Below are 26201 nucleotides of genomic sequence, written 5' to 3'. Positions count from 1 at the left end.
CCGGACGAGATCTCGTACGCCCCGTGCATGACGGGGGCCCTCCGGAAGGGGGCTGTCCTTGAGGGCGGAGGCTTCCGGGAGCGCGGGGGCTTGTCGGGCGCATGTGACCGGGGACCTTGCGGGGCCGGAACCGGGCGGAGCGCTCGCGCCGCCCGGCCCGGGTGGTCAGCCGGTGAGCTCGTCCATCGCCGTCCGCAGGCGGCGCACCCCCTCCGCGATCTCCGCGAGGCCCGCGACACCCGCGAAACTCAGCCGGATGTGACCGGCGGGCGGTTCGGCGCAGAAGTAGGGGCGGCCGGGGGCCACGGCGACCCCGGTGCGCAGGGCGGTGGCGTGGAGGGAGGCCTCGGGCAGGGCGTCGGGGAGGCGCGGCCAGAGGTGGTAGCCGCCGGAGGGGACGTGGGGCAGGGCGAGTTCGGGGAGGTGGTGGGCGAGGGCGCCGGCCATGGCGTCCCGGCGGGCCTTGAGCTCCTGCGAGACGGCGCGGAGGTGCCGGGGCCAGGCCGGGGAGCCGACGAGTTCGAGCGCGGCCTCCTGGAGGGGCCGGGGGACGAAGAAGCTGTCGACGACCTGGATGGCGCGCAGCCGTTCCAGGACGGGTCCCCGGGCGGCGAGGGCGCCGACGCGGAGGCTGGCCGAGGCGGGCTTGGTGAGGGAGCGGACGTGGACGACGACGCCGTCCGGGTCCTCGGCGACGAGGGGTTCGGGGAGCGGCGGGGCGTCCTCGTGGACGAGGCGGCGGGCGAAGTCGTCCTCGACGACGAAGGCCCCGGCGGCGCGGGCGATCCGGACGACCTCCCGGCGCCGCTCCGGTCCGAGGACGGCGCCCGTCGGGTTCTGGAAGAGCGGCTGGCAGACGAGGACGCGGGCCCCGGTGGCGCGGAAGGCGGCTTCGAGGAGCTCGGGGCGGACTCCCCCGGCGTCGGTGGGCACGGGGACCGGGCGGAGTCCGGAGGCGCGGGCGACGGCGAGCATGCCCGGGTAGGTCGGCGACTCGACGAGGACGGGGGTGCCGGGCGGGGCGAGGGCGCGCAGGGCGGTGGTGATCGCGGACTGGCCCCCGGCGGTGATGAGGACCTCGGCGGCGGTGACGGTGCCGCCGATCTCGCGGGCGAACCACTCGCGCAGCTCGGGCAGGCCGTCGACGGGCGGCCTGCCCCAGGCGCCGGGGCGGCGGCCGGCCCGGGCGAGGGCGGCGGCGAGGGCCCGCTCGGGCTGGAGGGCCGGGTGGAGGTAGCCGCCGTTGAACTCGATCACGCCGGGCGGCGGCGCGGAGAGGGTGACGAGGACGCCGGAGGCGTCGACGGCCCGGGGCACGAGCTCGGTGGCGGTGTCGGCGCTGAGGGCGACCTCCTGCCAGGAGGTGTCCCCGGTGGCCGGGGCGGAGGCGCGGGGTTCCGCGCGGAAGGCGCCGGCGCCGGGCCGGGTGACGACGAGTCCTTCGGCGGCGAGCTGGGCGAGGGCGCGGGTGACGGTGACCGGGGAGACGCGGTAGCGCTCGACGAGTGCGCGACTCGACGGCAGCTTTCCACCGGGAGAGTAGCGGTCGAGCTCACTCTTCAGGGATTTCACCAGTTCCGCGACACTGCTACGCTCATGCATGAGAGCACACGATAGCGCTACTGCCTCCACCGCGATAGCGGTCACCGCCCCGGAGCCCCGCACGGCCGGGCCGTCGGGCGCTTCGGCCACCGGGACCGGAGGTGCTTCCCGCGCCACCGGGTCGTCCGGCCCCTCGGCCTCCGGAGCCGCCTCCCCCGCCACCGGGCCGTCCGACCCCTCGGCCTCCGGAGCCGCCTCCCCCGCCACCGGGCCGTCCGGCGCTTCGGCACCCGCGACCGGCTCCCGTACCCCCGCGGCTGCCTCCCGTACCCCCGTGTCCGACCCCCGGGCCCGGGGCACCCTGCTCGCCGGGCTCGGCGTCGTCGCGTTCTCGCTCACCTTCCCGTCGACCGTCTGGGGCCTGGAGAGCTTCGGCCCCTGGTCCCTCGTGGCCGTGCGGTCCACGCTCGCCGCCCTCCTCGCCGGCGTCTTCCTGCTCGCCGGCCGGGTGCCGCTGCCGGAGCGGCGCCACTGGGCGGGGCTCGCGGTGGTCGCCGGCGGGGTCGTCGTCGGCTTCCCGCTCCTGACCAGCCTGGCCCTGCAGACCTCCACCACCTCCCACGCCGCCGTGGTGGTGGGCCTCCTGCCGCTCACCACGGCGACCTTCGCCGCCCTGCGGACGGGCCGGCGCCCCTCCCGCACCTTCTGGATCGCGGCCGTCTCCGGCGCCGTGGTGGTGCTCGGCTTCACGCTCGCGGAGAGCGGCGGGGCGCTCTCCACCGGCGACCTGTACCTCTTCGGGGCGCTGCTGGTGTGCGCGGCCGGCTACACCGAGGGCGGCCGGCTCGCCGCCCTGATGCCGGGCTGGCAGGTGATCGGCTGGGCCCTGGTCCTCTGCCTGCCGCTGATGCTGGTCGCCTCGGCCGTCGCCCTGTCCCTGGAACCGGTCCACCTGAACGCCCACGGCATCGCCGGTCTGGTGTGGGTCGCCGCCGGTTCGACCTTCTTCGGCCTGTACGTCTGGTACCGGGGCATGGCGGCGATCGGCATCCCGAAGGCCAGCCAGCTCCAGCTCGCCCAGCCGCTCCTCACCCTCGTCTGGTCGGTCTCCCTGCTCGGCGAGGACCTGTCGCCGACCGCCCCCGTGGCGGCGGTCGCGGTCCTGGTCTGCATCGCGGTCACCCAGCGGTCGAAGTCGTGACCGGGTGACGGGGCGAGGGGTGACGGGGCGGCGGGGCGACCAGGGAGTCCGGCGCGACGGAACCGGACGAAAAGGGTCACAATGACAAGCAGAGGCCCCGAAGAGCGGAGGACCGGCACGCGTCCGGTCGCGAGGAGGTCACCCCGATGCAGGCGAGCGTGGGCGACACACTGCTGGTGCACGGACGGACCGTCGGCCATCACGACCGTACGGCCGAGGTCCTTCAGGTACTGGGGGAGAACGGCACTCCCCCGTACCGCGTAAGGTTCGACGACGGACACGAGGCCCTGATGTCGCCCGGCCCCGACACCGTCGTGCGTCACCACCCGGAGGCGGGGACCGGCTGAAGGGCCGTCACCCCGGCGGGCGGACCCTGGTCGGGTAGTGATCGGCCACCACCCTGGCCATCGCCCCGATCCGGTCCCGCGCGACCTCCTTCGCCGAGAAGAAGCAGTGGCCGCCGACCCCGGCGTACCCCTTGGCGAGGTCCAGGTGGCGCGAGAGTTCCCCCGGGTCCTGCCAGGCGGCGGGCTGGGCGGGGTCGCCCGCCTTGTGGAGCGCCTCGCCGACGTAGAGGCCGACGCCGGTGCCCCGTACCGTCTCGTCCCACCAGGGCAGCAGCTCGGCGTAGTCGGCGGCGGCCAGGCCGATGTGCCAGTACAGCTGGGGCACGATGTGGTCGAGCCAGCCCTCCCGCACCCACTTGCGGGTGTCGGCGTACAGGTCGTCGTACGTCTGGACGCCGGCGGCGGTGTCCGAGCCCTCCGGGTCGGTGGCGGCGTTCCGCCAGACCCCGAAGGGGCTCACGCCGAAGGCCACGTCCGGCTTGGCCTCCTTGATCCGGGCGGACATCTCGGAGACCAGCAGGTCGGTGTTGTGCCGCCGCCAGGACGCCCGGTCGGGGAAGTCGCCGCCGTGGCGCGCGTACGTCCCGTCGTCGCCGAAGACCTGCCCGGCGACCGGGTACGGGTAGAAGTAGTCGTCCCAGTGCACGGCGTCGACGTCATAGCGGCGCACCGCGTCCAGCATCGCGTCCTGGACGAAGCGCCGGACCTCGGGGAGGCCGGGGTCGTAGTACAGCTTCCCGCCGTAGGGCAGGACCCACTCCGGGTGCCGCCGCGCCGGGTGGGAGGCGACGAGCCGGGCCGGATCGGTGTGGTTCGCCACCCGGTACGGGTTGAACCAGGCGTGCAGCTGGAGGTCCCGCGCGTGGGCCTCGGCGACGGCCGTGCCCAGCGGGTCCCAGCCGGGGTCGCGGCCCTGGGTGCCGGTGAGGCACGCCGCCCACGGCTCGTACGGCGAGGGCCACAGGGCGTCGGCGGTCGGCCGGACCTGGAGGACCACGGCGTTGAGGCGCCGCTCGGCCGCCGTGTCGAGGTGGACGAGGAGCTCGGCGCGCTGCTGCCCGGCGGTCAGGCCGGGCTTGGAGGGCCAGTCGATGTTGCTCACCGTCGCCAGCCACACGCCCCGGAACTCCCGGCGGCGGTACGGCCTCCCCCGCGCCTGGCTCCTCACCTCGGGCGCCGCGCCCGCTTCCGTGATCCCGCGAGCCGTCTCATCCGCCGCCGCCGTCCCTGTCGTTCCCGTCACGGCGAGCGCCGCTCCCGTGGTGCCGAGCACGAACCCTCTTCTCCCGATAGGCCGCACTTGTACCCCTCCTCTGTCGGATACGTCACACTCACCGGGAGAGCATGCCCACGCCCCGGGCGATCGATCATCGGTTAATGAGCGGTAACGTCGGGGGATCGAGGCGGACGCACCGGAATCACACGGGCCCGCCGCCGGCAGAGAGCGAAAGGCACGAGGTGACGGACTCCATGGCCGACATTGAGCGCGTCGGAGTGGTGGGCTGCGGCCAGATGGGCGCGGGCATCGCGGAGGTGTGTGCCCGGAGCGGCCTCGACGTGAGGGTCGCCGAGACCACCGGCGAGGCGCTGGAGATCGGTCGCACCCGGCTCTACAACTCGCTGGCGAAGGCCGCCGAGCGCGGCAAGATCAGGGAGGAGGAGCGGGACGCGACGCTCGCGCGCCTCAGCTTCACCACCGACCTGGGCGAGTTCGCCGACCGCGACCTCGTGATCGAGGCCGTGGTGGAGAACGAGCAGGTCAAGACCGAGATCTTCCAGGTCCTCGACCAGGTGATCACCCGCCCGGACGCCATCCTGGCCTCGAACACCTCCTCCATCCCGCTGGTGAAGCTGGCCGTGGCGACCTCCCGTCCCGACCAGGTCATCGGCATCCACTTCTTCAACCCGGCCCCGGTGCAGAAGCTCGTCGAGCTGATCCCGGCCCTCACCACCTCCGAGGGCACGATCAGCCGGGCCCAGGCCTTCGCCGAGAAGGCGCTGGGCAAGCACGCGATCCGCGCCCAGGACCGCTCCGGCTTCGTGGTGAACGCGCTGCTCGTGCCGTACCTGCTCTCCGCGATCCGGATGTTCGAGTCGGGCATCGCGAGCCGCGAGGACATCGACAACGGCATGGAGTTCGGCTGCGCCCACCCGATGGGCCCGCTGAAGCTGTCCGACCTGATCGGCCTGGACACGATCGCCTCGATCGCCGACTCGATGTACTCGGAGTTCAAGGAGCCGCTGTACGCCGCTCCCCCGCTGCTCCAGCGCATGGTGGACGCGGGCCGGCTCGGCCGGAAGACGGGCTCGGGCTTCTACCCGTACTCCTGAGGCCCTTGCTTCTGGGGTCCTCGCTCCTGGGGTCCTCGCTCCTGGGGCCCCTTCACAGACCACTCTCCGCACCACCCGGACGGCCCGTACTCCCGCACAGGTACGGGCCGTCCGGCCTTTCCCGGCTCAGCCGAGGCGCAGGTGGTGGAGCATCAGCAGCCCGGCGGCCGTGTTCGCGGCCGGGACCTCGCCCCGGGCGATCATGTCGGGGACCTGTTTCAGCGGGACCCAGGCCCGCCGCGAGGACTCGAAGGCGTCCTCGGGCGGTCCGGTGTACGTGGCCCGGTCCGCCCAGTAGAGGTGGTGGCGGGCGTCGGTGAGGCCGTTGGAGGGCTCGACGGTGAGGAGGTGGCGCAGCGGTCCCGGCCGCCAGCCGGTCTCCTCCTCCATCTCGCGGGCGGCGGCGGACTCGACGTCCTCGCCGTCCTCGACCACGCCGGCGGCCAGTTCCCAGCCCCAGCTGTCGGTGATGAAGCGGTGGCGCCAGAGCATCAGGACTTCGTCGGCCTCGTTGACGGCGGTCGCGACGGCGACCGGACGGAGCCGGATCAGATAGTGGTCCAGGTGGCGGCCGTCCGGGAGTTCGACGTCCGCGAGGTTCACTCGGAACCAACGGTTCTCATAGACAGAGCGTTCGCTCAACTTCGTCCACTGCACGTTCTTGCCACCTTCCGACTGATCGGAGCTTGTTTGGTGGCAATATCGCAGCAGCCGGAGACCGAAGGGGATCACAGGAGAGCGGAGAAGGTCGGAGACGGCCGGAAACGACCGGAGCAGGCCAGAGAGGTCAAGGGATCAGGGGATCAGGGGATCAGGGGGCCAGAGGGTCAGAGGGTCAGAGGGGAACGCGCAGGGCCCCGTCGATGAGGGCCGCCGCCTCCCGCGCGTCCGCCGCGTCGCTCGCGAGGAGGTGCTCCCGCACCTCCCGCAGCCGGTCCCGCAGCCTCCGCGACTCCATCCCGCGCGCCCGCTCGGTCATCTCCACCGCCGTGCGCGCCGCCCCGTCGGCCTCCCCCTGCCGCAGCTGGACCCGGCACAGCATGGCGAGGCGGTGCACCCGCCCCCGGTCGTGCGAGGGCGCCCCGACCGCCGCCACGGCGTGCTCGTGGGCCGCCGGGAGGTCGCCCAGGCCGAGGAGGGCCTCCGCGATCTGCACGTTGACGAGCCCCGGCTGCACGTAGCCCGTCTCGGCCGGCTCCTCGCCCGGGCTGATCCGCTCCGCCGCCTCCTCGGCCCGCCGGATGCAGGCGAGCGCGGTCGCCCGGTCGCCCAGGTGCGCGTACGCCTTCGCCTGCATCGCCGTCAGGTCGGCGGCGAGCGCCGGGGTGATCCGCCGCCCCGCCGACCGCAGCGCCGCCTCCGCGAACGCCACCGCCTGCCGGTGCTCCCCCGTGAACAGCGACTGGTTGACGAGGAGGGCGACCACGTACGCGCCGAGCCCCCGGTCCCCGCTGGCCTTCGCGAGCCGCAGCGCCTGGTGGAAGTAGCGCTGGGCCAGGCCGTGCGCGTCGGCGTCGTAGGCGCAGATCCCGGCCACCGCCACCAGACCGCCGGCGGCGCGGTGCAGCTCCCGCCCGAGGACGTCGCCGTACGTGCCCCGGAGCAGCGGCGCCGTCTCGGCGGTCAGGAAGCCGACGATCCGGGCCCGGGTCGCGACGCCCCCGGCCTTGCGGTACATCTGCTCGTAGTGGGACCGGGCGGCGACCAGGACGGCGATGTCGGCGGCCGAGACCGCGGTCCGGCCGGTACGGGAGACGTCCACGTCCTCCGGCGGGTTCTCCCACTCCCACACGGGCATCACCGCGGGGGTGCCGGTCAGGGCCGGCGCGGAGACGACGTACGGCCGCTGCTGCTCGTCGGAGCGCCAGAGGGCGGCCGCCCGGTCCACGAAGCCGGAGAGCGGCGAACCGGGCGCCTGGGCCGGGCCGCCCGGGACCCCGAGGCCGATGTCGTCCAGGGTCACCTGCCGGTCCAGCCGGGCGGCCAGCACCTCGCAGATCAGGTCCGGCACCTGGCCGCGCGGCCGCTGGCCCTTCAACCAGCGCGCCACGGCGGTGTGTTCGTACCGCAGGGTGAGTCCCCTGGCCCGGCCGGCCCGGTTCACCCGGGTGGCGAGGCCGGCGTGCGAGACGCCCGCTTCGTCGAGCAGGGCGTCGAGCAAGGTGTTGGGCTGCATGGCCGCTCCGGTCGCTCGGTGAACTCAGCGTAGCGGTGGCCGATTTCGTACGGGGCGAAGTGGCGGGGAGTGGCCCGTACGAGGGGAATCAGGTGCACGGGGTGTACGCGCGGAGGGGCGCGGAGACCCCCGCAGGGATTCCGCACCGGAGCTTCATGCGGGGGTTCCGGACCGGGGTTTCGCACGGGGTGTGAACGGAGCACCCGTTCTTCCGGTCCGCGCGCTCTGCCGCGCCCGGCCCGGGCCCGGTTGACTGTGCTTCTCGCCGCAAGGCGACGACCGGGCCGCCGGCTCCCCCTCGTACAGTGCGGCCGCCCGGTCCGCGCCGCCCGCCCCGCCGATCTGCCCGACACTCCGTGGCGGGGCGGGCGGCGCCGGTACCCGCCCCCTCCTCTCAGCAGTGGGAGGAGGGGGCGGGCCGGGGCCGGCGCAGCCCGGGTTCGGCGGGCTGCGCCGGGACCCTGGCGCGGTCGTTCCGCACGACGAGGAGCGCGACGTCGTCGGCGAGCCGGCCGCCGGTGTGGTGCAGCAGCTCCGCGTGGACCCGGCGGACCAGCGCCGCGGGCGCCTCGCCGGGCGGCCCGGCCAGGGCGGCGTCGAGCGCGAAGAACCGGCCCCGGTGGTCCCGGGCCTCCTCCGCGCCGTCGGTGTGCAGGACGAGGGTCTCGCCGGGCAGCAGCCGGGCCGCCGTGTACGGCGCGAGGCCGGCGGGCAGCGGCAGCACCCCGAGCGGGGGCAGCGGATCTCCCACGGGGAGCCGCTCCGGCTTCCGGCCGAGGCGGTACGGGGCGGGGTGACCGCAGTTGAACACGGCGAGCCGCCCGTCGGGCCCGATCTCCAGGAGCAGCAGGGTCACGAACTCCTCCGCCGCCGGGTGTTCGGGGTCCGTCCCGGCCCGCGCCGGGTGCTCGTCCCGGGCCCGCTCCCGCAGGTGCCGCTCCAGGGCCCGCTCCAACCGCCGCAGTACTCCGGCGAGTTCGGGCTCGTCGTGGGCGGCCTCGCGGAAGCTGCCGAGCACCGCGACCACGGCGCCGAGCGCGGCGAGCCCGTGGCCCCGGACGTCCCCGAGGACGATCCGCACCCCGTAGGGGGTGGCCACCGCCTCGTACAGGTCCCCGCCGACGGAGGCGCCCCGGGAGGCGGAGAGCTGCCCGGCGGCCAGGGCCAGCCCTTCGAGGCGGCCCGGCGGCGGCCGCAGCAGCACCTGCTGGGTGGCGGCCGCGACGGCCCGCGCCCGGGCCAGCTCGCGTATGAGCCCGCGCCGGACGCCGAGGACGAGACCGATGCCGACGGAGAGGAAGACGACGCCGGCGGCGATCCGCATCGGTAGCCCCGGCTCCCTGGCCGGCGGACAGGCGAACCTCCACGCCACGGCCGTCGCGCCCCAGGCGGCGGGAAGAGCGAACGGGGCCAGCCGGCGGAGCCGGGAGCCATCGGAGTCCAGCGACCTCGTACGGATCATGCACGGCCCTTCCCGAGCCCCGACGGCGCCCGAAGGCACCGCGGCACGCAGGTCCGCCCCTGCGGCCGCGTCGATTCTCCCGACCGCGCCCGCCCTCGCGGAACACCCCCGGACGATCTCACCCGAAGGAGTGAGCGCCCCCGGCGCGCCGCCTCGCGCCAGGGGCGCGCCATCGGCACGGACGCGCCATTCCCGTAAGGGTGTACGCGCCGTGGCCCCCCGGAAACGACGGAGGGCCGCCCCGGAGATCTTCTCCGGGACGGCCCTCCTGGGTACCGCCGCGAGGTCAGGCGCCGCGCAGGACGGCGCCGGTGCGCTCGGAGGCCAGGGCGACGGCCGCGTCGCGGGCCGCCGTGGCCTCGTCGACCGTCAGGGTGCGGTCCGGGGCGCGGAACTTCAGGGCGTAGGCGAGGGACTTGGTGCCCTCGCCGAGCTGGTCGCCGGTGTAGACGTCGAACAGCCGGATGGACTCCAGGAGTTCACCCGCGCCCTCGCGCAGGGCGGCCTCGACCCCGGCGGCCGGGACGCCGGTGGCGACGACCAGGGCGACGTCCTGGGTGGCGACCGGGAAGGAGGAGATCCGGGGGGCCTTGAGGGGGCCCTCGGACGCCGCCTCGACCAGGTCGAGGTCGAGCTCCATGGCGCTGGTCCGGGCCGGCAGGCCGAAGGACTTCACCACGCGCGGGTGCAGCTCGCCCGCGTGGCCCGCCGTGCGCTCCTCGCCGTCGACGACGACGAGCAGCTCGGCGCAGCGGCCCGGGTGCCACGGGCCGTACTGGCCCTGGCGCACGATCAGTTCGGCGCCGGCCTCGCGGGCGACCGTGCGGGCGGCCTCGATTGCGTCCGCCCAGTCGGACGGACGGCCCTTGCCCCACCAGCCGGCCTGCTCGCGCGCCCCGGCGAGGACGACGGCGGCGTGCCGGGGCTGCGCGGGCAGGGCCGCGTTGACCTGGGCGATCTCCTCGTCCGTGGGACGCCGGTCGACGCCGAGGCGGACGGCGACGCCGGGCCGCTCGCCGGCCCGGAAGACCAGGCCGGTCTCGAAGAGCGCCAGGTCGTGGCCGCCGCGGCTGTCGTTGCGGCGCAGCGCCCCGAGCAGGCCCGGGAGCAGCGTCGTACGGAGCGCGGGCTCCTCGTCGGAGAGCGGGTTGACCAGCTTCACCACCCGGCGGGAGGCGTCGTCCGCGTCCAGGCCGAGCTGGTCGAGGGCCTGCTCGCCGATGAACGGGTAGTTCAGCGCCTCGACGTAGCCGGCGCCGGCCAGGGCGCGGCCCACGCGGCGGTGGACGCGCTGGCGCTCGGTGAGCCCGCGGCCGGCCGGGGGCCTGGGCAGCGTGGAGGGCAGGTTCTCGTAGCCCTCCAGGCGGATGACCTCTTCGGCGAGGTCGTTCGGCTCGTTGAGGTCGGGCCGCCACGAGGGGACGGTGACGACCAGCTCGTCCTGCCCGTAGACGTCGCAGCCGACCTCCTGGAGGCGGCGGACGACGGTCTCGCGGCCGTAGGCGACGCCCGCGACCTTGTCCGGGTGGTCCGCCGGGACGACGATCGTCCGGGGCGCGGACGGGGCGACGACCTCGGTGACGCCGGCCTCGGCCGTGCCGCCCGCGAGCAGCACGAGCAGGTCGACGGTGCGCTGCGCGGCAGCGGCGGCGGCCTGCGGGTCGACGCCGCGCTCGAAGCGCTTGGACGCCTCGGAGGCCAGCTTGTGGCGGCGGGCCGTGCGGGCGATCGAGATCGGGTCGAAGTGCGCGGCCTCGATGACGACCTCGGAGGTGCCGGTGACGACGCCGGTCTCCGGGTCGGTGGCCGGGTCGGCGATCTCCGTGTTGGCGCCGCCCATGACGCCCGCGATGCCGATCGGGCCGCGGTTGTCGGTGATGACCAGGTCCGCGGCGTCCAGGACGCGCACGGTGCCGTCGAGGGTGGTGATCTTCTCGCCGGCCTCGGCGCGGCGGACCCCGATGGGGCCGTCGAGCCGGGTGCGGTCGTAGGCGTGCAGCGGCTGGCCGAGCTCCAGCATCACGTAGTTGGTGACGTCCACGGCCAGCGAGATCGGGCGCATGCCGGCCTTCTGGAGGCGGCGCTGCAGCCAGATCGGGGAGCGGGCCTCGGGCGCCAGGCCGACGACGGTGCGCGCGGTGAAGCGGTCGCAGCCGATCGGGTCGGTGATCTGGACCGGGTAGCCGTACGAGTTCGGCGCGGGCACGTCGAGCAGCGCCGGGTCGCGCAGCGGCAGGCCGTAGGCGGTGGCCGTCTCGCGGGCGACGCCGCGCATCGAGAGGCAGTAGCCGCGGTCCGGGGTGACGGCGATGTCGAGGACCTCGTCGAACAGCTCCAGGAGGACCGTGGCGTCGGTGCCGACCTCGTGCTCCGGCGGCAGCACGATGATGCCGTGCGTTCCGTCGTCGCCCATGCCGAGCTCGTCGCCGGAGCAGATCATGCCCCGGGAGACGCGGCCGTACGTCTTGCGCTCGGCGATCCGGAAGTCGCCGGGGAGCACGGCGCCGGGCAGGGCCACGACGACCTTGTCGCCCTCGGCGAAGTTCCGGGCGCCGCAGATGATCTCCTGGGGCTCGCCGGTGCCGTTGGCCTGCCCGACGTCGACGGTGCAGAAGCGGATGGGCTTCTTGAACTCCGTCAGCTCCTCGATGGTGAGGACCCTGCCGACCACCAGCGGCCCGGACAGGCCGGCGCCGAGCCGCTCGACGGTCTCGACCTCCAGGCCTGCCGAAACGAGTTTGGCCTGGACGTCTCGGCCGGTCTCCGTCGCCGGCAGGTCGACGTACTCCCGCAGCCAAGAAAGCGGGACCCGCATCAGATCTCCATCCCGAACGGCCGGGTGAACCGGACGTCACCCTCGACCATGTCTCGCATGTCTTCGACGTTGTGGCGGAACATCAGCATCCGCTCGATGCCGAACCCGAAGGCGAATCCGCTGTACTTCTCGGGGTCCACGCCGCAGGCGACGAGCACCTTCGGGTTGACCATGCCGCAGCCGCCGAGCTCGATCCAGCCCTCGCTGCCGCAGGTGCGGCAGGGGCGGTCCGGGTTGCCGACGGACTCGCCGCGGCAGACGTAGCAGAGCATGTCCATCTCGGCGGACGGCTCGGTGAACGGGAAGAAGTTCGGGCGCAGCCGGGTCTTCATGTCCGGCCCGAAGAGCGCCTGGACCATGTGGTCGAGGGTGCCCTTGAGGTCGGCCATGGTGAGGCCCTCGTCGACGGCGAGCAGCTCGATCTGGTGGAAGACCGGGGTGTGCGTGGCGTCGAGCTCGTCGGTGCGGTAGACGCGGCCGGGGCACACGACGTAGACCGGGGGCTCCCGGTCGATGAGCGTGCGGGCCTGCACCGGGGAGGTGTGGGTGCGCAGCACGACACCGGACTCGTCGCCCGTGGTGACTGTTCCCTCGACGGACGTTCCCTCGACGAAGAAGGTGTCCTGCATCTGGCGCGCCGGGTGGTCCGGGACGAAGTTGAGGGCGTCGAAGTTGAACCACTCCGCCTCGACCTCGGGGCCCTCCGCGATCTCGTACCCCATGGAGACGAAGACGTCGGAGACGCGCTCCATCAGGGTGGTCAGCGGGTGGCGGGCGCCGGCCGGGACGCGGTCGTACGGCAGGGTGACGTCGACGGCCTCCTCCACGAGGACGCGGGCGTCGCGCTCGGCCTCCAGCTCGCTCTGGCGGGCGGCGAGCGCCTTGGAGACGGCGCCGCGGGCCTGGCCCACGAGCTTTCCGGCGGCGGCCTTGGCCTGCGGGGGCAGGGCGCCGATCTCCCGGTTGGCGAGCGCCAGCGGCGAGGTGCCACCGGTGTGCGCGGTCTTCGCGTGTGCGAGCGCGTCGAGGTCGCCCGCGGCGGCGAAGGCGGCGAGCGCCTCGTCCCGCATGCGCTCGATCTCTTCCGGTTTCAGTGCCTCGACCTCAACCGGGTCGTACGACTTATTGGGTGCGGACATCTCTTCCCGTGCTTCCGTTGGCTTGGCTGGGCGGCCCCGCTCGACGTCAAGGGCGCAAACGTGCCAAAGGTCGAGTCTAACGGGGTGGGGGGACGCGAATGAGCCCGTGGGCGGGCCGGGCGGCTCCTGATCGTCCGTGGTCTCGCGGGGCGAGGCGTCAGAGGAGGTGGGCCGGGGTGCCGACGGGCAGGATAAATCGGAACTCGGCCCCGCCGCGGGGGCCCCGTCCGACGGTGATGGTTCCGCCGTGGGCCTCGACGACGCCCTTGACGATGTAGAGGCCGAGACCGGTGCCGCCGCGCTTGCTGCCCCGCCAGAAGCGGGTGAAGACGCGGCTCATGGACTCCTCGGGGATGCCGGGGCCCTCGTCGCTCACGGTGACCTCCGTCCCCTCTTCTCCGTCGTCGCCCGCCGTGGTGGGTGCCACCTCGATGGTGACGGTTCCCTCGCCGTGGCGCACCGCATTTTCGAGGAGGTTCCCGAGGATCTGGTCGATCTTGTCGGGGTCGGCCCAGAGCGCGGGCAGCTGCGGCCTGATCCGGACGAAGAAGCGGTCCGGGGACTGGCCGCCGGTGGTGTGGGCGTGGACGTGCCGGCCGACGGCCGCCGCGATGTCGACGGGCTGGCGGCGGACCTCCAGGCGGCCGGAGTCGATCCGGGAGATGTCGAGGAGTTCGGCGATGAGCCGCTTGATGCGGCCGGCGTCGGCGTCGACGGTCTCCAGCATCAGCCGCTTCTGCTCGTCGGTGAACCGCTCCCACTTGTGGAGGAGGGTGGCGGTGAAGCCCTTGACGGAGGTGAGCGGGGAGCGGAGCTCGTGGGCGACGGTGGCGATGAGCTCGGCGTGGCTGCGCTCGGTGCGGCGGCGCGCCTCGGTGCCGCGCAGGGAGACGACGACCCGGCGGACGGGGCCCGTGGGGTGCTCGCGGACGTAGCGGGCGGAGACGAGGACCTCGCGGCCGCCGGGGAGGAGCAGGTTGCGCTCGGGCTGTCCGCTGCGGGTGGCGAGTCCGCCGTACGGGTCGGTCAGGGGCCACCAGCGGCGGCCCTTGAGGTCCTCCAGGGGCAGCGCCCGGTCGAGGGGGAGGCCGAGGGCCCGGTCGGCGGGGACGGCGGTGATGCGGGCGGCGGCGGCGTTGAAGCAGACGACGCGGCCGGTCTCGTCGGCGACGACCAGCCCGTCGGGCAGGTCGTCGGGCCGCATCCCGGCGAAGTCGGCGTCGGTACGGCCGGCGGGCTCGGCCCGTTCCGGGGCGTGCGGGCCGTCGCTCCGTGCCTCCGCGGGACTGTCCGTGCCGACCGTCATCCCCGTCCCCCACCCCTCCGTGTAGCGCAGTGGGCCCCCGAGTGCGTCACTCTACTGGGCGGGAGGGGCGGAATGGTCCCTTCCGGGGTCCTTCCGGGGTCCTTCCGGGGTCCTTCCGGGCTCTCTCAGGCGGAGGTGCGGGGGCGCTGGGCGCGCGCGGAGGCGTACAGGCAGACCGCGGCGGCGGTGGCGAGGTTGAGGCTCTCGGCCTTGCCGTGGATCGGGACGCGGACGACGGCGTCGGCGAGGGCCCGGGTCTCCTCGGGCAGCCCCCAGGCCTCGTTGCCGAAGATCCAGGCGGTGGGTCCGCCCATGGTGCCGGCGTCCAGCTCGTCGTCGAGGTCGTCGCGCCCGGCCCCGTCGGCGGCGAGGATCCGTACGCCCGCGGCCTTGAGCCCGGCGACGGCCTGCTCGACGGGGACGCCGACGGCCACCGGCAGGTGGAAGAGCGAACCGACCGAGGCGCGCACGGACTTGGGGTTGTAGAGGTCGACGGAGGCGTCGGTGAGGACGACGGCGTCGGCGCCGGCCGCGTCGGCGCAGCGCAGCACGGTGCCGGCGTTCCCGGGGTCGCGGACGTGGGCGAGGACGGCGACCAGCTTGGGGCGGGCCGCGACGATCTCCTCGAACGGCGAGTCGAGGAACCGGCAGACGCCGACGAGCCCCTGGGGGGTGACGGTCTGGGAGACCTCGGCGAGGACGGCGTCGGAGGCGTGGTGGACGCGGGCCCCGGCGGCGTGGGCCGCCTCGATGATGGCGGCGTACCGCTCGGCGGCCTCGACGGTGGTGAACAGCTCGACGAGGGTGGGCTCCCCGCCGGGTCCCCGGTGCTCGACGGCTTCCCGGACGGCCTGGGGGCCCTCGGCGATGAAGAGGCGGTCCTTGCCACGGAAGTTGCGCTTGGCGAGCCGTCGGGCGGCGACGACGCGCGGGGAACGCGGGGAGATCAGCTCGGGGGTGACCATGGCGTGCGGCGGTTCTCTCTTCGGGGCCGGGAGGCTGCGGAAGCCGGGTGCGGTCGCGCTCCGGTACGGCACGGGGTGCGGGCGCGGGTGCGCCACGGGTGCGGGTGCGGCGCGGGCCGGGTGGTTCGGGGGGCCGACGCACCCGGACCCGCAGGCGCGTGAGCGTCTGCGGGTCCGGGCGGAGGTGCTGCGGCCTGGAAGATCAGGCGGCGGCCTTCGGGGCGTTGACGTCGGCCGGGAGGGCCTTCTGCGCGACCTCGACGAGGGCGGCGAACGCGTTGGCGTCGTTGACGGCCAGCTCGGCGAGGATCTTGCGGTCCACCTCGATGTTGGCGGCCTTCAGACCCTGGATGAGGCGGTTGTACGTCATGCCGTTCAGGCGGGCAGCGGCGTTGATGCGCTGGATCCACAGCTGACGGAAGTCGCCCTTGCGCTTCTTGCGGTCGTTGTAGTTGTAGACCAGCGAGTGGGTGACCTGCTCCTTGGCCTTGCGGTACAGGCGCGAACGCTGACCGCGGTAGCCGGAGGCCTGCTCGAGGATCGCCCGGCGCTTCTTGTGGGCGTTGACTGCCCGCTTGACGCGTGCCACTTGTTGACTCCTTGTAGCGGGGTCGTGGTTGGACTCACACGACCCGAAAAACGAATGGGTCCCGGACCTGGCCGGTGGCCCTCGTCGCCGAGGGCGGGTGATCAGATCAGATGCCCAGCATCTTCTTGATCTTGGCCGCGTCGCCCGGGGCCATCTCCGCGTTGCCGGTGAGGCGACGCGTCAGCTTGGACGACTTGTGCTCGAGCAGGTGGCGCTTGCCGGCGCGCTCGCGCAGGATCTTGCCGGAGCCGGTGACCTTGAAGCGCTTCTTGGCACCGGAGTGCGTCTTGTTCTTCGGCATCGCGCCGTATCTCCTCGTCAGTGGCGCTCCCCCCGGTGCGGGCACCGGACATCCGGGAGCGTCAGTTCTTCGTTCGGTGGGTCCGGGCGGAACCCGGGGCTGCCTGGATGGCAGCCCCTCGGATCACGCCTCGGGGGTCTCGGCCGGAGCCTCGGTGGCCGGGGCCTCGGCCTCGGGCGCCGGGGCCTCGGACGTCTCCTCGGCGGTGACGCCCTGGCGCTCGGCCTTGCGTGCGGCCTGGGCCTCACGCGCCTCGGCCATGGCCTCGGTCTTCTTCTTGTGCGGGCCGAGAACCATGATCATGTTCCGGCCGTCCTGCTTCGGGTTGGACTCGATGAAGCCAAGCTCCTCGACGTCCGACGCCAGCCGCTGCAGCAGCCGGAAGCCGAGCTCGGGGCGGGACTGCTCACGACCACGGAACATGATCGTGATCTTGACCTTGTCGCCCTGCTTGAGGAACCGGACGACGTGACCCTTCTTGGTGTCGTAGTCGTGCGGGTCGATCTTCGGCCGGAGCTTCATCTCCTTGATGACCGTGTGCGCCTGGTTCTTGCGCGCCTCACGGGCCTTCATGGCCGACTCGTACTTGAACTTCCCGTAGTCCATGAGCTTGCACACGGGAGGACGGGCGTTCGCCGCCACCTCGACCAGGTCGAGGTCGTACTCCTGTGCGAGCTCCAGGGCCTTGGCAAGCGGAACAATCCCGACCTGCTCGCCGCTGGGTCCGACAAGTCGCACCTCGGGAACGCGAATCCTGTCGTTGATGCGGGGCTCGGCGCTGATGGATCCTCCTCGGTAGCACCACACGACCGCCTGGCGGACGGACGTGCAACGTCTGTTTATGAGACCAACCGAGCCGGTACATGAAAAATGCCCCGGACGGGACACAGGCGGGGCTCCAGGAAAATACCGGAACACCGCCGCGGTCAACCGCGGGGCGCACATCGGGCGGCTCCATCGTCCGTACGGAACGATGGGCGCCACCTGACCGGTGACCCGCCGCCCGTGAGGGTGGTCGGGTGGGAGTACGGAGCCTCCACTTGTGGGCCGGGCACACACGTGTCCAGCCGGTCGTTACACAAGGTTAGCAGGACCCGGCGGTCTCCGCTAACCGGGGACCGGCATATCGTGTGGGGCATGAGCGAGACGCCCCAGAACGAGTCCCCCGACTCCTCCGACACCCCCGACTTCGAAGCCATGACCCGCGACATCGCCGAGGTTCCGGCGGTCGAGGTGATCGTGACCGTCGCCGTCAACCTGATGAGCGCCGCCGCGGTGAAGCTCGGGCTCACCGAGGAGGGCGACAAGCACAAGGACCTCGACGAGGCCCGCAAGCTGGTGCACGCGCTCGCGGGTCTCCTCGACGCCGGCGCGACGGAGGTCTCCTCCTTCCACGCCGCGCCCCTGCGGGACGGCCTGAAGTCCCTCCAGCTCGCCTTCCGCGAGGCCTCCCTGATCCCGGACGAGCCGGGCCAGGGGCCGGGCGAGAAGTACACGGGGCCGGTGTACGGCTAGGAACTCGTACGTCTGCACGTTCCGTACGTCTACACGTTCCGTACGTCTACACGTTCCGTACGTAGAAGGGCTCGCCCGGAGGCGTGGCCGAGGCCGGCAGGAGTGCCAGGTCGAGGCCCCGCACCAGGCGGGCCCTCAGTGTCTCGTCGGCGGCCAGGGCCCGCGCCACGCGCTGGGCGGTCTCCGCGGGGGAGGCGTCCCCGGCGAGGACCAGGGCGAGGGTGCCGTCGGCAGCGCCGGGGCCCAGGTGGGCGCGGAGCACGGCGGGCTCGGCGGCGACGGCGGCCCGGACCGCCTCCCGTACGGCGGGGTCGGCGAGCGGGTCGACGTCGGCGCGGCCCTCGGCGAGGGCGAGCAGGGCAGGGCCGGTGACCTGGTACGGCACGGGGCCCGCGAGGTCGAGGACGAGCGTGTCCGCCTTCTCGTGCGCGAGGGCCTGGAGCGCCTGGTGCAGCGGGACGGCCACGGGCCGGGCCTGCGGGTCCCAGAGGGCGAGCGAGGCGGTCGAGGTGAAGGCGGGCAGGGCCCGCCGGTCGCCGGCCGTGAGGGTGGGGACGGCCATGTCGCTGGTCTTCTCGCGGCGCAGGCCGTTCTCGTCGGTCTCGACCTCGCCGAGGACGGCGACCACGGGGACGAGCAGCCGGGCCTCCCGCAGCGCTTCGAGGACGGGGCCGTGGGCGGTTCTGTCCTCCGCCCACGCCGCGAGGGCCGCGGCGAGCCGCGGGTCGGCGGTGCCGTCGTCTTCGGAGAAACCGGGGTCCGGGATGTTCTTGAGCGCCACGCCCCGAGCCTAGCCGCCGGGCCGGTGCGCCCGGTCCGCCGGGTGTCAGCCGGGGCGGTGGGCGCGCCGGAGCACGACGGCGGTGAGGAGCAGCAGGGCGCCGAGGCCGCCGAGGAGCGGGGCGAGCAGGCCGAAGGAGCGGGGCTCCTCGGCGGGGGCGGTGGGGCCGGGGCCGAAGTAGCGCCCCCGGTAGCCGGCGGCGGTGTCCTTCGGGTCGCCGCCCTTCAGCCGGGCGCCCGCCTCGATGGCCGCGGCCGGGTCGACCGTCCCGTATCCCTTGGCGTCGCTGCGGCCGCCCTCCGGCCGGCTGCGCGCGGTGTCGATGAGCAGGGTCTTGATCCGGGCCGGGGTGAGGTCGGGGTGGGCGGCCCGGACGAGGGCGACGGCCCCGGAGACGAACGCGGCGGCGGCGCTGGTGCCCCAGCCCTCGTAGTAGCGGCGGTCGGGGTCGGCGATGACGATGTCGACGCCGGGGGCGCTGACGGTGGCGTACCAGCGGCGGGTGGAGAAGGAGGCGTGGGTCCCGTAGCGGTCGACGGCGGTCACGGCGATGACGCCGGGGTAGGCCGCGGGGTACGAGATGTGGTCGCCCTTCTCGCCGCCGTTGCCGGCGGAGGCGACGACGGCGACCCCCTTGGCGAGGGCGTACTGGACGGCGGCGTCCTCGCCCGCGTCGGGGTGGGCGGACTCGGAGTCGTCGCCGAGGGAGAGGTTGATGACGTCGGCGCCGTGGTCGGCGGCCCAGCGGATCCCCTGGGCGAGGGCGGTGCCGCGGCTCTTGCGGGCCTTGTCGCGGGCCTTGTCGCGGGACTCCAGGATGACCCGTACGGGCAGGATCCCGGCCTCGGGCGCGATGCCGAGCACACCGTCCCGGCCGTCGGGGCCGTGGCCGTGTCCGGCGATGATCCCGGCCATGGCGGTGCCGTGCCGGGCCCAGGCGCCGTCGCCCCGGGAGGCGCCGAAGCCGATGAGGTCGTGGCCGGGCAGGACGGAGCCTTCGAGGTCGGGGTGCTCGGCGTCGACGCCGGTGTCGAGGACGGCGACGGTGACGCCCCCGCCCCTGGTGGTGCGCCAGGCCTCGGCGGTGTGGAGGGCTTCGAGGCCCCACTGCCGGGCCCGGATGGTGTCGGCGTGGGCGGGCGCGGTGGTGGCGGGCAGGACGGAGAAGGCGGCGGCGAGCAGGAGGGCCGCGCCGCCGCGCGCGTGCCGGCGGGCGGGTCGGGTCACCGGCTCTTCTCCTTCGCGGCGGCGGTGGCGGTCGTGCGCAGCAGGCGTTCGAGGCGTTCGGTGATGCCCTTGGCCTCGTGGCCGAGGCCGGACTGGGCGACGGCGTCGGTGCGGTCCTCGGCCGTGGCCCGGTCGGCGGGCTGGGGGGCGTCGACGGTCCGGCCGTCGGCGAAGCCGGAGACGGCGGTGACGACGACGGGGAGGTCGGCGGGGGCGGCGGCCCACCAGCTCGCGCGCTGCCGGTCGCCGAAGCGGGCGGCGACGGTGGAGGGGCCGGGGAGGGCCGGGGGGACGTCCTGGCCGAGGCGGGCGGTGAGGCCCTGGCCGAGGGCGCGCTGCGCGGCGGCGTCGGCGCGGGTGAAGACGAGGCCGACGGTGATCACGCTGCTGGCGGTGGCGTCGGTGTACGTGGCGCGCAGGACGCGTTCGCAGCCGAGCGGCTCGACGGTGGCGAGCAGGCGCTCGGCGAGGACGGCGGACGAGCAGGGGGCGTCCGGGGCGACGACGATCCGGGTCCAGGTGCGTCCGGCTCCGCCGGGGCCGGCGTGGGGGCCGTCGAGGGTGCGGGGGAAGAGGGTGTCGACGGGGGCGTTGTGCCAGAGCTCCCGGGCCTCGGCGTACCCGGCGGGCTCGGCGGGCTTCCCGGGCTCGGAGGTCGCCAGCCACACCCCGGCGAGGGCGCCGCCGATGAGCCCGAATCCGAGCACGGCGCAGGCGGCGACCGCGGCCGTCCGCCCGGCGCTCCTCCGGTCCCGGACGGGCCGCAGCCGCGTGGTGATCTCGACGGGCGCCTCGGGCGGCAGGACGTGGCCGGTGGTGTGGGCGGGGACACGGCCGTACGACGGTGGTGCGAAGTCGGCGGGCGCGGGCGTGGGCCGGACCACCGGGCCCGGCGGGGGCGCGGGGCGGGTGGCCGACGGCTGGGCCGGTACGGCCGCCGGACGCGCCGGGGCGGGGAACGCGGGCGTCCGAGGGGGCGGGGCGGCGGCCCGGGACGGAGCGAGCGGCCCGGACGCGGAGGGCGGCGACGACGGCCGGGGCGGTGTCGCCTGCGGCGGCGCGGATGCCGGGTGTGCCGGGGCGGACGGGCCCTGTGCAGGGCGCGCCGGGCCCGGCGGGGGCGGCGGTGGTGTGGGACCCGTGGGACGGATCGCGCGGAGACGGGCCGTCGTCTCGACGGCGGGCAGGTCGACGGCGCCGGTCGCCGGGCGGGCGGGGGCGGAGGCCCCGGCCGTCACCGGGCGGGCGGGAACGGAGGCCCCGGCCGTCACCGGACGGGCGGGAACGGAAGTGCCGGGTGCCGGGGGGCGGCCGGGGGTGGAGGTGCCGGAGGCCGGAGGGCTGGTGGGAGCCGGGATCCCCGAGGCCGCCGGGCGGTCGGCGGTGACGCCTCCGGAGGCCCCGGGGGCCGACGAGCCGGTGGAAGCGGAGGTCCCGGAGGCTTCGGGCGCCGACGGACGGGTGGGAGCGGAGGTGCCGGGGGCCGGAGGGCGGCCGGCGGCAGTTCCCGAGGGCCCGGAGGCCGGCGGGTGGCCGGCGGCAGTTTCCGAGGGCCCGGGGGCCGGCGGGCCGGCGGCGGTGGAGGCGCCGGGAGCTTCGGTGGGGGTTCCTGCCGTGTCGGGGGGCGGCGGGAGGAGGAGTTCGGTGATGCGGGAGGGCGTGGGACGGTGCTCGCTGGTCATCCCCGTCTCCCGCTCGTGTCGACAATGCCCGTCACTCTACGGGCTGTTCCCCGCCGCACGGGAACTCAGGGGCTACCCACCCGTAAACCTGTCTGGCAAGCTCGGGCCATGACTCCCCGTGCCGGCGACCGGGCCCGTTACGACCGGGCCACCGCTCACCTCGACGCGCCCGTGGCGATCGTCGACCTCGAAGCCTTCGACGCCAACGCGGCGGACCTCGTGCGCCGGGCCGGGGGCAAGCCCGTACGCGTGGCGAGCAAGTCCGTGCGGTGCCGGGCGCTCATGGAGCGGGCGCTCGCCCGGGAGGGCTTCGCCGGGATCATGTCGTTCACGCTCGACGAGTCGCTGTGGCTGGCGCGCGCCGGGTTCGAGGACGTCCTGCTCGCGTACCCGTCGGCGGACCGCGCCGGGTTCGGGGAGCTGGCGCGGGACCCGAAGCTCGCCGCCGCCGTGACCGTGATGGTGGACGACGTGGCGCAGCTCGATCTGATCGACGCCTCCCGCGCGGGCGGGACGGAGGAGGTCCGGGTCTGCCTGGAGCTGGACACGGCGCTCCGCCTGCTCGGCGGCCGGATCCGGATCGGCGCCCGCCGCTCCCCGCTGCGGGAGCCCGCCGAGCTGGCGGAGCTGGCCCGCTCGGTGGGGCGGCGGCCGGGGTTCCGGCTGGTCGGGATCATGGCGTACGAGGGGCACGTCGCGGGGGTCGGGGACGCGGTCGCGGGCCGGCCGCTGCGGTCACGGGCGGTCCGGCTGATGCAGTCCGCCGCCCGCAGGGAGCTGGCGGAGCGCCGGGCGGCCGTGGTGCGGGCCGTGCGGGCGGTGGCGCCGGACCTGGAGTTCGTGAACGGCGGCGGCACCGGCAGCGTGCAGCACACGGCCGCCGAGGACGCGGTGACGGAGATCGCCGCCGGTTCGGGGCTCTTCGTGCCGTGCCTCTTCGACAACTACACGTCCTTCAGCGGCCGGCCGGCCGCGCTCTTCGCGCAGCCCGTGGTCCGGCGGCCGGGCGTGGGCGTGGTGACCGTGCTCGGCGGCGGCTACCCGGCTTCCGGGGTGGCGGGCCGGGACCGGCTGCCCGTGCCGTACCTGCCGGAGGGGCTGCGGTACGACCCGCAGGAGGGGGCGGGCGAGGTGCAGACCCCGCTGCTCGGCTCGCCGGCCGACGACCTGCGGATCGGCGACAAGGTGTGGTTCCGGCACGCGAAGGCCGGCGAGCTGTGCGAGCGGTTCGAGAGCCTGCGCCTGATCGAGGGCGACCGGATCACGGCGACCGTGCCGACGTACCGGGGCGAGGGCCACACCTTCCTGTAGCCCACGGCTAGTACACCGTGTCCTCCTGGTCCGGGATCACGCTGCCGTCGGTCCGGCGGACCGGCCGCGCGGTGCCGTCGCCCGCCGTGTAGCCCGTGGTGGCGCAGGGGTACGGGGTGGTCTTCCGGGCCTTCGGCTCGATGAACACGGGGTTCACGAGCCAGCGCCCGTCGCCGTTCTCGTACGCCCGGCACATCAGCTCGTTCTTGTTGCGGTTGAGGACCAGGCGGAGGCCTGTGGCGTCCCGCAGGAAGGTGACGTCGGTGTCGGAGTCCCCGGCGGCGAGGACCTGGCGGCGGGAGGCGGGCTGGACGCGTTCGGCGGCGGGGCCCCGGACGCCGAGGATCTCCCGGTTGATCCAGCAGCGCTTGCCGTCGATGTAGGTGATCATCGTGTCCTCGCCGTCCCGGACGGTGCCGCAGCCCTGGAAGTGGGCGGTGAGCCGGCCGTGTTCGGTGGTGTTGCGGATGCCGATCGCGTGCGAGGGGTCGATGCCGGCGCCCCGGGCCCAGACGTCGACGACGGGCTCGGGCGAGGCGGAGACGATCCAGACGTCGAAGCCGGCCCGCCGGAGGGTGTCAATCAGGTCGCGCTGCTGGTCGTAGTGGCGGACCCAGCCGGTGACCCGGGCGGTGCCGACCCGCTGGGTGGCGCCCTGCGGGGCGGCGAGGTTCTCGGCGCGGGCGGCGGCCGCGAAGGACTCGACCTCGCGGACGGTCCAGCCGCGCAGGAGCTGGGCCAGCCAGGCGTACTGGGGTTCCGTGCGGCGGTGGTCGAAACCGGCGAAGGCGGCCCTGCCGCCGGTGGTGGCGCCGTCGGAGTAGACGGAGCGGATCTCGTCGGCGCAGCGGACGTCGGTGGCGGTGGGCAGGGTGCGCACGCCGGTGGGACAGGCGGCGCGCAGGGCGGTCGCGGCGGCGGGGGTGAGGTGGCGGCTGGTGGTGGACCAGTCGTCGTTCCGGGGCGGGCGGACGCGGTCGTTGCGCAGGAGCCAGTAGAGGGTGGCGTCGCCGACGTCGTTCTTGATGACGGTGTTGTCCCAGTCGAAGACGGCGACGGGCTTCTTCCCCTTCGTCCTCCCGTCGGCGCAGTGGTCGGCGATCAGGCGGTCGAGCCGGGCCTTGTTGTCGCCGTACCAGCCGGCGGAGACGCCGAGGGTGGGGCACGGGCGGTGCTTCGCCTGTGCCGGGGCGGCGGAGACGAGCGTGGTCGCGGCGAGGGCGAGCGCGGCGACGGCGGCGGACGTACGGGATCGGCGGTTCACGGGCACGCTCCTGGAGGTACGCGGGCGGTGGAGGTACGCGGACAGCCGGGCGCCTTGCGACGCCCGGCTGCCGGGGGTGGGGAAAGCGGGGGCTTAGAGGGGGGTGACGTACGCGCCCGCGATGCCGCCGTCCACGAGGAAGTCGGTGGCGTTGACGAAGGAGGAGTCGTCGCTGGCGAGGAAGGCGACGGCGGCGGCGATCTCGTCGGCCTCGGCGAAGCGGCCGACGGGGATGTGGACGAGGCGGCGGGCGGCCCGCTCGGGATCCTTGGCGAACAGCTCTTGGAGGAGCGGGGTGTTGACGGGCCCCGGGCACAGCGCGTTGACGCGGATGCCCTCGCGGGCGAACTGGACGCCCAGCTCGCGGGACATGGCGAGCACGCCGCCCTTGGAGGCGGTGTAGGAGATCTGGCTGGTGGCGGCGCCCATGATGGCGACGAAGGAGGCGGTGTTGATGATGGAACCGCGGCCCTGGCGGCGCATGTAGGGCAGGGCGGCCTTGCAGCAGAGGTAGACGGAGGTGAGGTTGACGTCCTGGACGCGCTTCCAGGCCTCCAGGCCGGTCTCCAGGATGGAGTCGTCGTCGGGGGGCGAGATGCCGGCGTTGTTGAAGGCGACGTCGACGGAGCCGTAGGTGTCGTAGGCGGTCTTGAACAGCGCCTCGACCTGCTCGGGGTCGGTGACGTCGACCCGTACGAAGGTGCCGCCGACCTCTTCCGCGGCGGCCTTGCCCGCGGTCTCGTCGATGTCGCCGCAGACGACGTTCGCGCCCTCGGAGGCGAGGCGGCGGGCGGTGGCGAGGCCGATGCCGCTGCCGGCGCCGGTGATGACGGCGGTGCGGCCGACCAGACGGCGGCAGATGATCTCTTCGGTGGTCATGCGGTTCAGGCCTCCGTGCTGAGGAAGACGTTCTTGGTTTCGGTGAAGGCGGTCAGGGCGTCGGGGCCGAGTTCGCGGCCGAGGCCGGACTGCTGGTAGCCGCCGAACGGGGTCCAGTAGCGGACGCTGGAGTGGGAGTTGACGGAGAGGTTGCCGGCGCGGACGGCGCGGGAGACGCGCAGGGCGCGGCCGACGTCCCGGGTCCAGATCGAGCCGGACAGGCCGTACTCGGTGGCGTTGGCGAGGCGGACCGCGTCGGCCTCGTCCTCGAAGGGGAGGACGACGGCGACGGGTCCGAAGACCTCGTCGACGGCGCAGGGGGCGTCCTCGGGAAGGCCGGTGAGGACGGTCGGCGGGAACCAGAAGCCGGGGCCCTCGGGTGCCTTGCCCCGGACCCCTTCGAGGGTGTCGGGGACGTAGGAGCGGACGCGGTCGAGCTGGGCGCGGGAGATGAGCGGGCCCATCTGGGTGCGCTCGTCGGAGGGGTCGCCGACGACGATCTCCTCGATCGCGGGGGTGAGCAGCTCCAGGAAGCGGTCGTACGCGCTGCGCTGGACGAGGATGCGGGTGCGGGCGCAGCAGTCCTGGCCGCTGTTGTCGAGGAAGGACATGGGGGCGGCGGCGGCCGCGGCTTCGAGGTCCGCGTCGGCGAAGACGACGTTGGGGCTCTTGCCGCCGAGTTCGAGGGTGACCCGCTTCACCCGCTCGGCGCACTTGGCCATGATGGACTTGCCGACCCGCGTGGAGCCGGTGAAGACGATCTTGGCGACGCCGGGGTGTTCGACGAGGGCGTTCCCGGCGACCGGGCCGGTGCCGGGGAGGACCTGGAAGAGTCCCTCGGGCAGGCCCGCCTCCAGGGCGAGTTCGGCGAGGCGGAGCGCGGTGAGCGGGGTGGTCTCGGCCGGCTTGAGGAGCACGGCGTTGCCGGCGGCGAGGGCGGGCGCGGTGGCCCAGGCGGCGATCGGCATGGGGAAGTTCCAGGGGGCGATGACGCCGACGACCCCGAGGGGTTCGAGGATCGTGACGTCGAGGCCGCCGGCCACCGGGATCTGGCGCCCGTTGAGGCGTTCCACTCCCCCGGCGGAGAAGTCGAGCAGGTCGCGGACGTTGCCGGCCTCCCAGCGGGCGTTGCCGATGGTGTGGCCCGCCTCGGTGACCTCCAACCGGGCCAGTTCCTCGACGTGTTCGTCGACGGCGGCGGCGAAGCGGCGGAGGAGCCGGGCGCGGTCGGCGGGCGCGGCGGCGGCCCAGCCGCGCTGGGCGGCGGCGGCCCGGGCGACGGCGGCGTCGACGTCGGCGGGGGTGGCTTCGGGGACGTCGGCGACGTGTTCCTCGGTCGCCGGGTTCAGTACCTGGAGCAACTCTTTC

The 26201-nt window shown here is 74.5% G+C and carries 23 protein-coding genes; 5 read left to right on the top strand and 18 right to left on the bottom strand.

The annotated features are described in order from the left end of the window. Positions 1–165 precede the first annotated feature (165 nt). Complete coding sequence (locus ACIP5O_RS28360) at positions 166–1602, bottom strand: PLP-dependent aminotransferase family protein (protein ID WP_401298049.1); 1437 nt, start codon at positions 1600–1602, stop codon at positions 166–168. 274 nt (positions 1603–1876) lie between these two features. Here ACIP5O_RS28360 and ACIP5O_RS28355 point away from each other — a divergent pair, with 274 nt between their 5' ends. Continuing rightward, complete coding sequence (locus tag ACIP5O_RS28355) at positions 1877–2743, top strand: DMT family transporter (RefSeq protein ID WP_401298047.1); 867 nt, start codon at positions 1877–1879, stop codon at positions 2741–2743. A 146-nt stretch (positions 2744–2889) separates the two neighbouring features. Further along, positions 2890–3090, top strand: coding sequence for a DUF1918 domain-containing protein (locus ACIP5O_RS28350; protein WP_401298044.1), 201 nt, complete (start codon positions 2890–2892; stop codon positions 3088–3090). Positions 3091–3097: 7 nt separating this feature from the next. Here the strand turns inward: ACIP5O_RS28350 and ACIP5O_RS28345 are convergent, their stop codons facing one another. Next, positions 3098–4363, bottom strand: coding sequence for a glycoside hydrolase family 10 protein (locus ACIP5O_RS28345; protein WP_401298041.1), 1266 nt, complete (start codon positions 4361–4363; stop codon positions 3098–3100). A 197-nt stretch (positions 4364–4560) separates the two neighbouring features. On the opposite strand from ACIP5O_RS28345, the gene ACIP5O_RS28340 reads away from it, so the two are divergent. Further along, positions 4561–5421: a 3-hydroxybutyryl-CoA dehydrogenase gene (locus ACIP5O_RS28340; protein WP_401298039.1), complete on the top strand. Its 861-nt coding sequence runs from the start codon at positions 4561–4563 to the stop codon at positions 5419–5421. Positions 5422–5547: 126 nt separating this feature from the next. On the opposite strand, the gene ACIP5O_RS28335 is transcribed toward ACIP5O_RS28340, so the two are convergent. From ACIP5O_RS28335 to infC, 10 genes are all read right to left on the bottom strand, one after another. Then, a complete protein-coding gene (locus ACIP5O_RS28335) occupies positions 5548–6078 on the bottom strand; it encodes an NUDIX hydrolase (protein WP_383446068.1) in 531 nt (176 codons plus the stop codon). A 178-nt stretch (positions 6079–6256) separates the two neighbouring features. Continuing rightward, positions 6257–7597, bottom strand: coding sequence for a transcriptional regulator (locus tag ACIP5O_RS28330; RefSeq protein ID WP_401298035.1), 1341 nt, complete (start codon positions 7595–7597; stop codon positions 6257–6259). Positions 7598–7991: 394 nt separating this feature from the next. Continuing rightward, positions 7992–9059 carry a PP2C family protein-serine/threonine phosphatase gene (locus ACIP5O_RS28325; RefSeq protein ID WP_401298033.1) on the bottom strand — a complete coding sequence of 356 codons (1068 nt, stop codon included), beginning with the start codon at positions 9057–9059 and terminating at the stop codon, positions 7992–7994. 286 nt (positions 9060–9345) lie between these two features. After that, the gene (gene pheT / locus ACIP5O_RS28320) at positions 9346–11874 is read right to left on the bottom strand and encodes a phenylalanine--tRNA ligase subunit beta (protein ID WP_401298030.1); all 2529 of its coding nucleotides are present in this window, start codon (positions 11872–11874) and stop codon (positions 9346–9348) included. Then, positions 11874–13013 carry a phenylalanine--tRNA ligase subunit alpha gene (pheS, locus tag ACIP5O_RS28315; protein ID WP_125663453.1) on the bottom strand — a complete coding sequence of 380 codons (1140 nt, stop codon included), beginning with the start codon at positions 13011–13013 and terminating at the stop codon, positions 11874–11876. The genes pheT and pheS overlap by 1 nt, the downstream gene beginning before the upstream one ends. A 157-nt stretch (positions 13014–13170) precedes the next feature. Continuing rightward, on the bottom strand, positions 13171–14319 hold the full coding sequence (locus ACIP5O_RS28310) for an ATP-binding protein (RefSeq protein WP_401298028.1): 1149 nt from the start codon (positions 14317–14319) through the stop codon (positions 13171–13173). A 125-nt stretch (positions 14320–14444) separates the two neighbouring features. Then, on the bottom strand, positions 14445–15284 hold the full coding sequence (locus ACIP5O_RS28305) for a TrmH family RNA methyltransferase (protein ID WP_388663667.1): 840 nt from the start codon (positions 15282–15284) through the stop codon (positions 14445–14447). A gap of 202 nt (positions 15285–15486) precedes the next feature. Then, complete coding sequence (rplT, locus tag ACIP5O_RS28300) at positions 15487–15873, bottom strand: 50S ribosomal protein L20 (RefSeq protein WP_019884941.1); 387 nt, start codon at positions 15871–15873, stop codon at positions 15487–15489. A 106-nt stretch (positions 15874–15979) separates the two neighbouring features. Beyond that, positions 15980–16174 (bottom strand): 50S ribosomal protein L35, encoded by a 195-nt coding sequence (gene rpmI, locus ACIP5O_RS28295; RefSeq protein ID WP_015032399.1) that lies wholly within the window; start codon positions 16172–16174, stop codon positions 15980–15982. A 123-nt stretch (positions 16175–16297) separates the two neighbouring features. Beyond that, positions 16298–16981, bottom strand: a complete 684-nt coding sequence (gene infC, locus ACIP5O_RS28290; RefSeq protein ID WP_365539967.1) for a translation initiation factor IF-3 — start codon at positions 16979–16981, stop codon at positions 16298–16300. A gap of 330 nt (positions 16982–17311) precedes the next feature. Here infC and ACIP5O_RS28285 point away from each other — a divergent pair, with 330 nt between their 5' ends. Further along, on the top strand, positions 17312–17689 hold the full coding sequence (locus ACIP5O_RS28285; RefSeq protein WP_030214668.1) for a DUF1844 domain-containing protein: 378 nt from the start codon (positions 17312–17314) through the stop codon (positions 17687–17689). 46 nt (positions 17690–17735) lie between these two features. Here ACIP5O_RS28285 and ACIP5O_RS28280 read toward each other — a convergent pair whose 3' ends face one another. The 3 genes from ACIP5O_RS28280 to ACIP5O_RS28270 are packed head-to-tail and all read right to left on the bottom strand — an operon-like array spanning position 17736 to position 20581. After that, positions 17736–18470 (bottom strand): SseB family protein, encoded by a 735-nt coding sequence (locus ACIP5O_RS28280; protein ID WP_401298023.1) that lies wholly within the window; start codon positions 18468–18470, stop codon positions 17736–17738. Between the two features lie 45 nt (positions 18471–18515). Further along, the gene (gene mycP, locus ACIP5O_RS28275) at positions 18516–19697 is read right to left on the bottom strand and encodes a type VII secretion-associated serine protease mycosin (protein ID WP_401298021.1); all 1182 of its coding nucleotides are present in this window, start codon (positions 19695–19697) and stop codon (positions 18516–18518) included. Next, on the bottom strand, positions 19694–20581 hold the full coding sequence (locus ACIP5O_RS28270) for a hypothetical protein (RefSeq protein ID WP_401298018.1): 888 nt from the start codon (positions 20579–20581) through the stop codon (positions 19694–19696). The genes mycP and ACIP5O_RS28270 overlap by 4 nt, the downstream gene beginning before the upstream one ends. 906 nt (positions 20582–21487) lie before the next feature. Here ACIP5O_RS28270 and ACIP5O_RS28265 point away from each other — a divergent pair. After that, positions 21488–22690: an amino acid deaminase/aldolase gene (locus ACIP5O_RS28265; protein WP_401298015.1), complete on the top strand. Its 1203-nt coding sequence runs from the start codon at positions 21488–21490 to the stop codon at positions 22688–22690. 7 nt (positions 22691–22697) lie between these two features. Here the strand turns inward: ACIP5O_RS28265 and ACIP5O_RS28260 are convergent, their stop codons facing one another. The 3 genes from ACIP5O_RS28260 to ACIP5O_RS28250 form a co-directional block, all read right to left on the bottom strand. Then, positions 22698–23954, bottom strand: coding sequence for an HAD family hydrolase (locus ACIP5O_RS28260; protein ID WP_401298013.1), 1257 nt, complete (start codon positions 23952–23954; stop codon positions 22698–22700). A 93-nt stretch (positions 23955–24047) separates the two neighbouring features. Next, the gene (locus tag ACIP5O_RS28255; protein WP_401298010.1) at positions 24048–24833 is read right to left on the bottom strand and encodes a 3-oxoacyl-ACP reductase; all 786 of its coding nucleotides are present in this window, start codon (positions 24831–24833) and stop codon (positions 24048–24050) included. Between the two features lie 5 nt (positions 24834–24838). Then, a complete protein-coding gene (locus ACIP5O_RS28250; protein ID WP_401298007.1) occupies positions 24839–26194 on the bottom strand; it encodes an aldehyde dehydrogenase family protein in 1356 nt (451 codons plus the stop codon). Positions 26195–26201 lie beyond the last annotated feature (7 nt).

This window comes from Streptomyces sp. NPDC088915, from assembly GCF_044749825.1.
Lineage (GTDB): Bacteria > Actinomycetota > Actinomycetes > Streptomycetales > Streptomycetaceae > Streptomyces.
The sequence above is the reverse complement of the archived record's forward strand: the minus strand, read 5'-3'. Positions and strand labels throughout refer to the sequence as shown.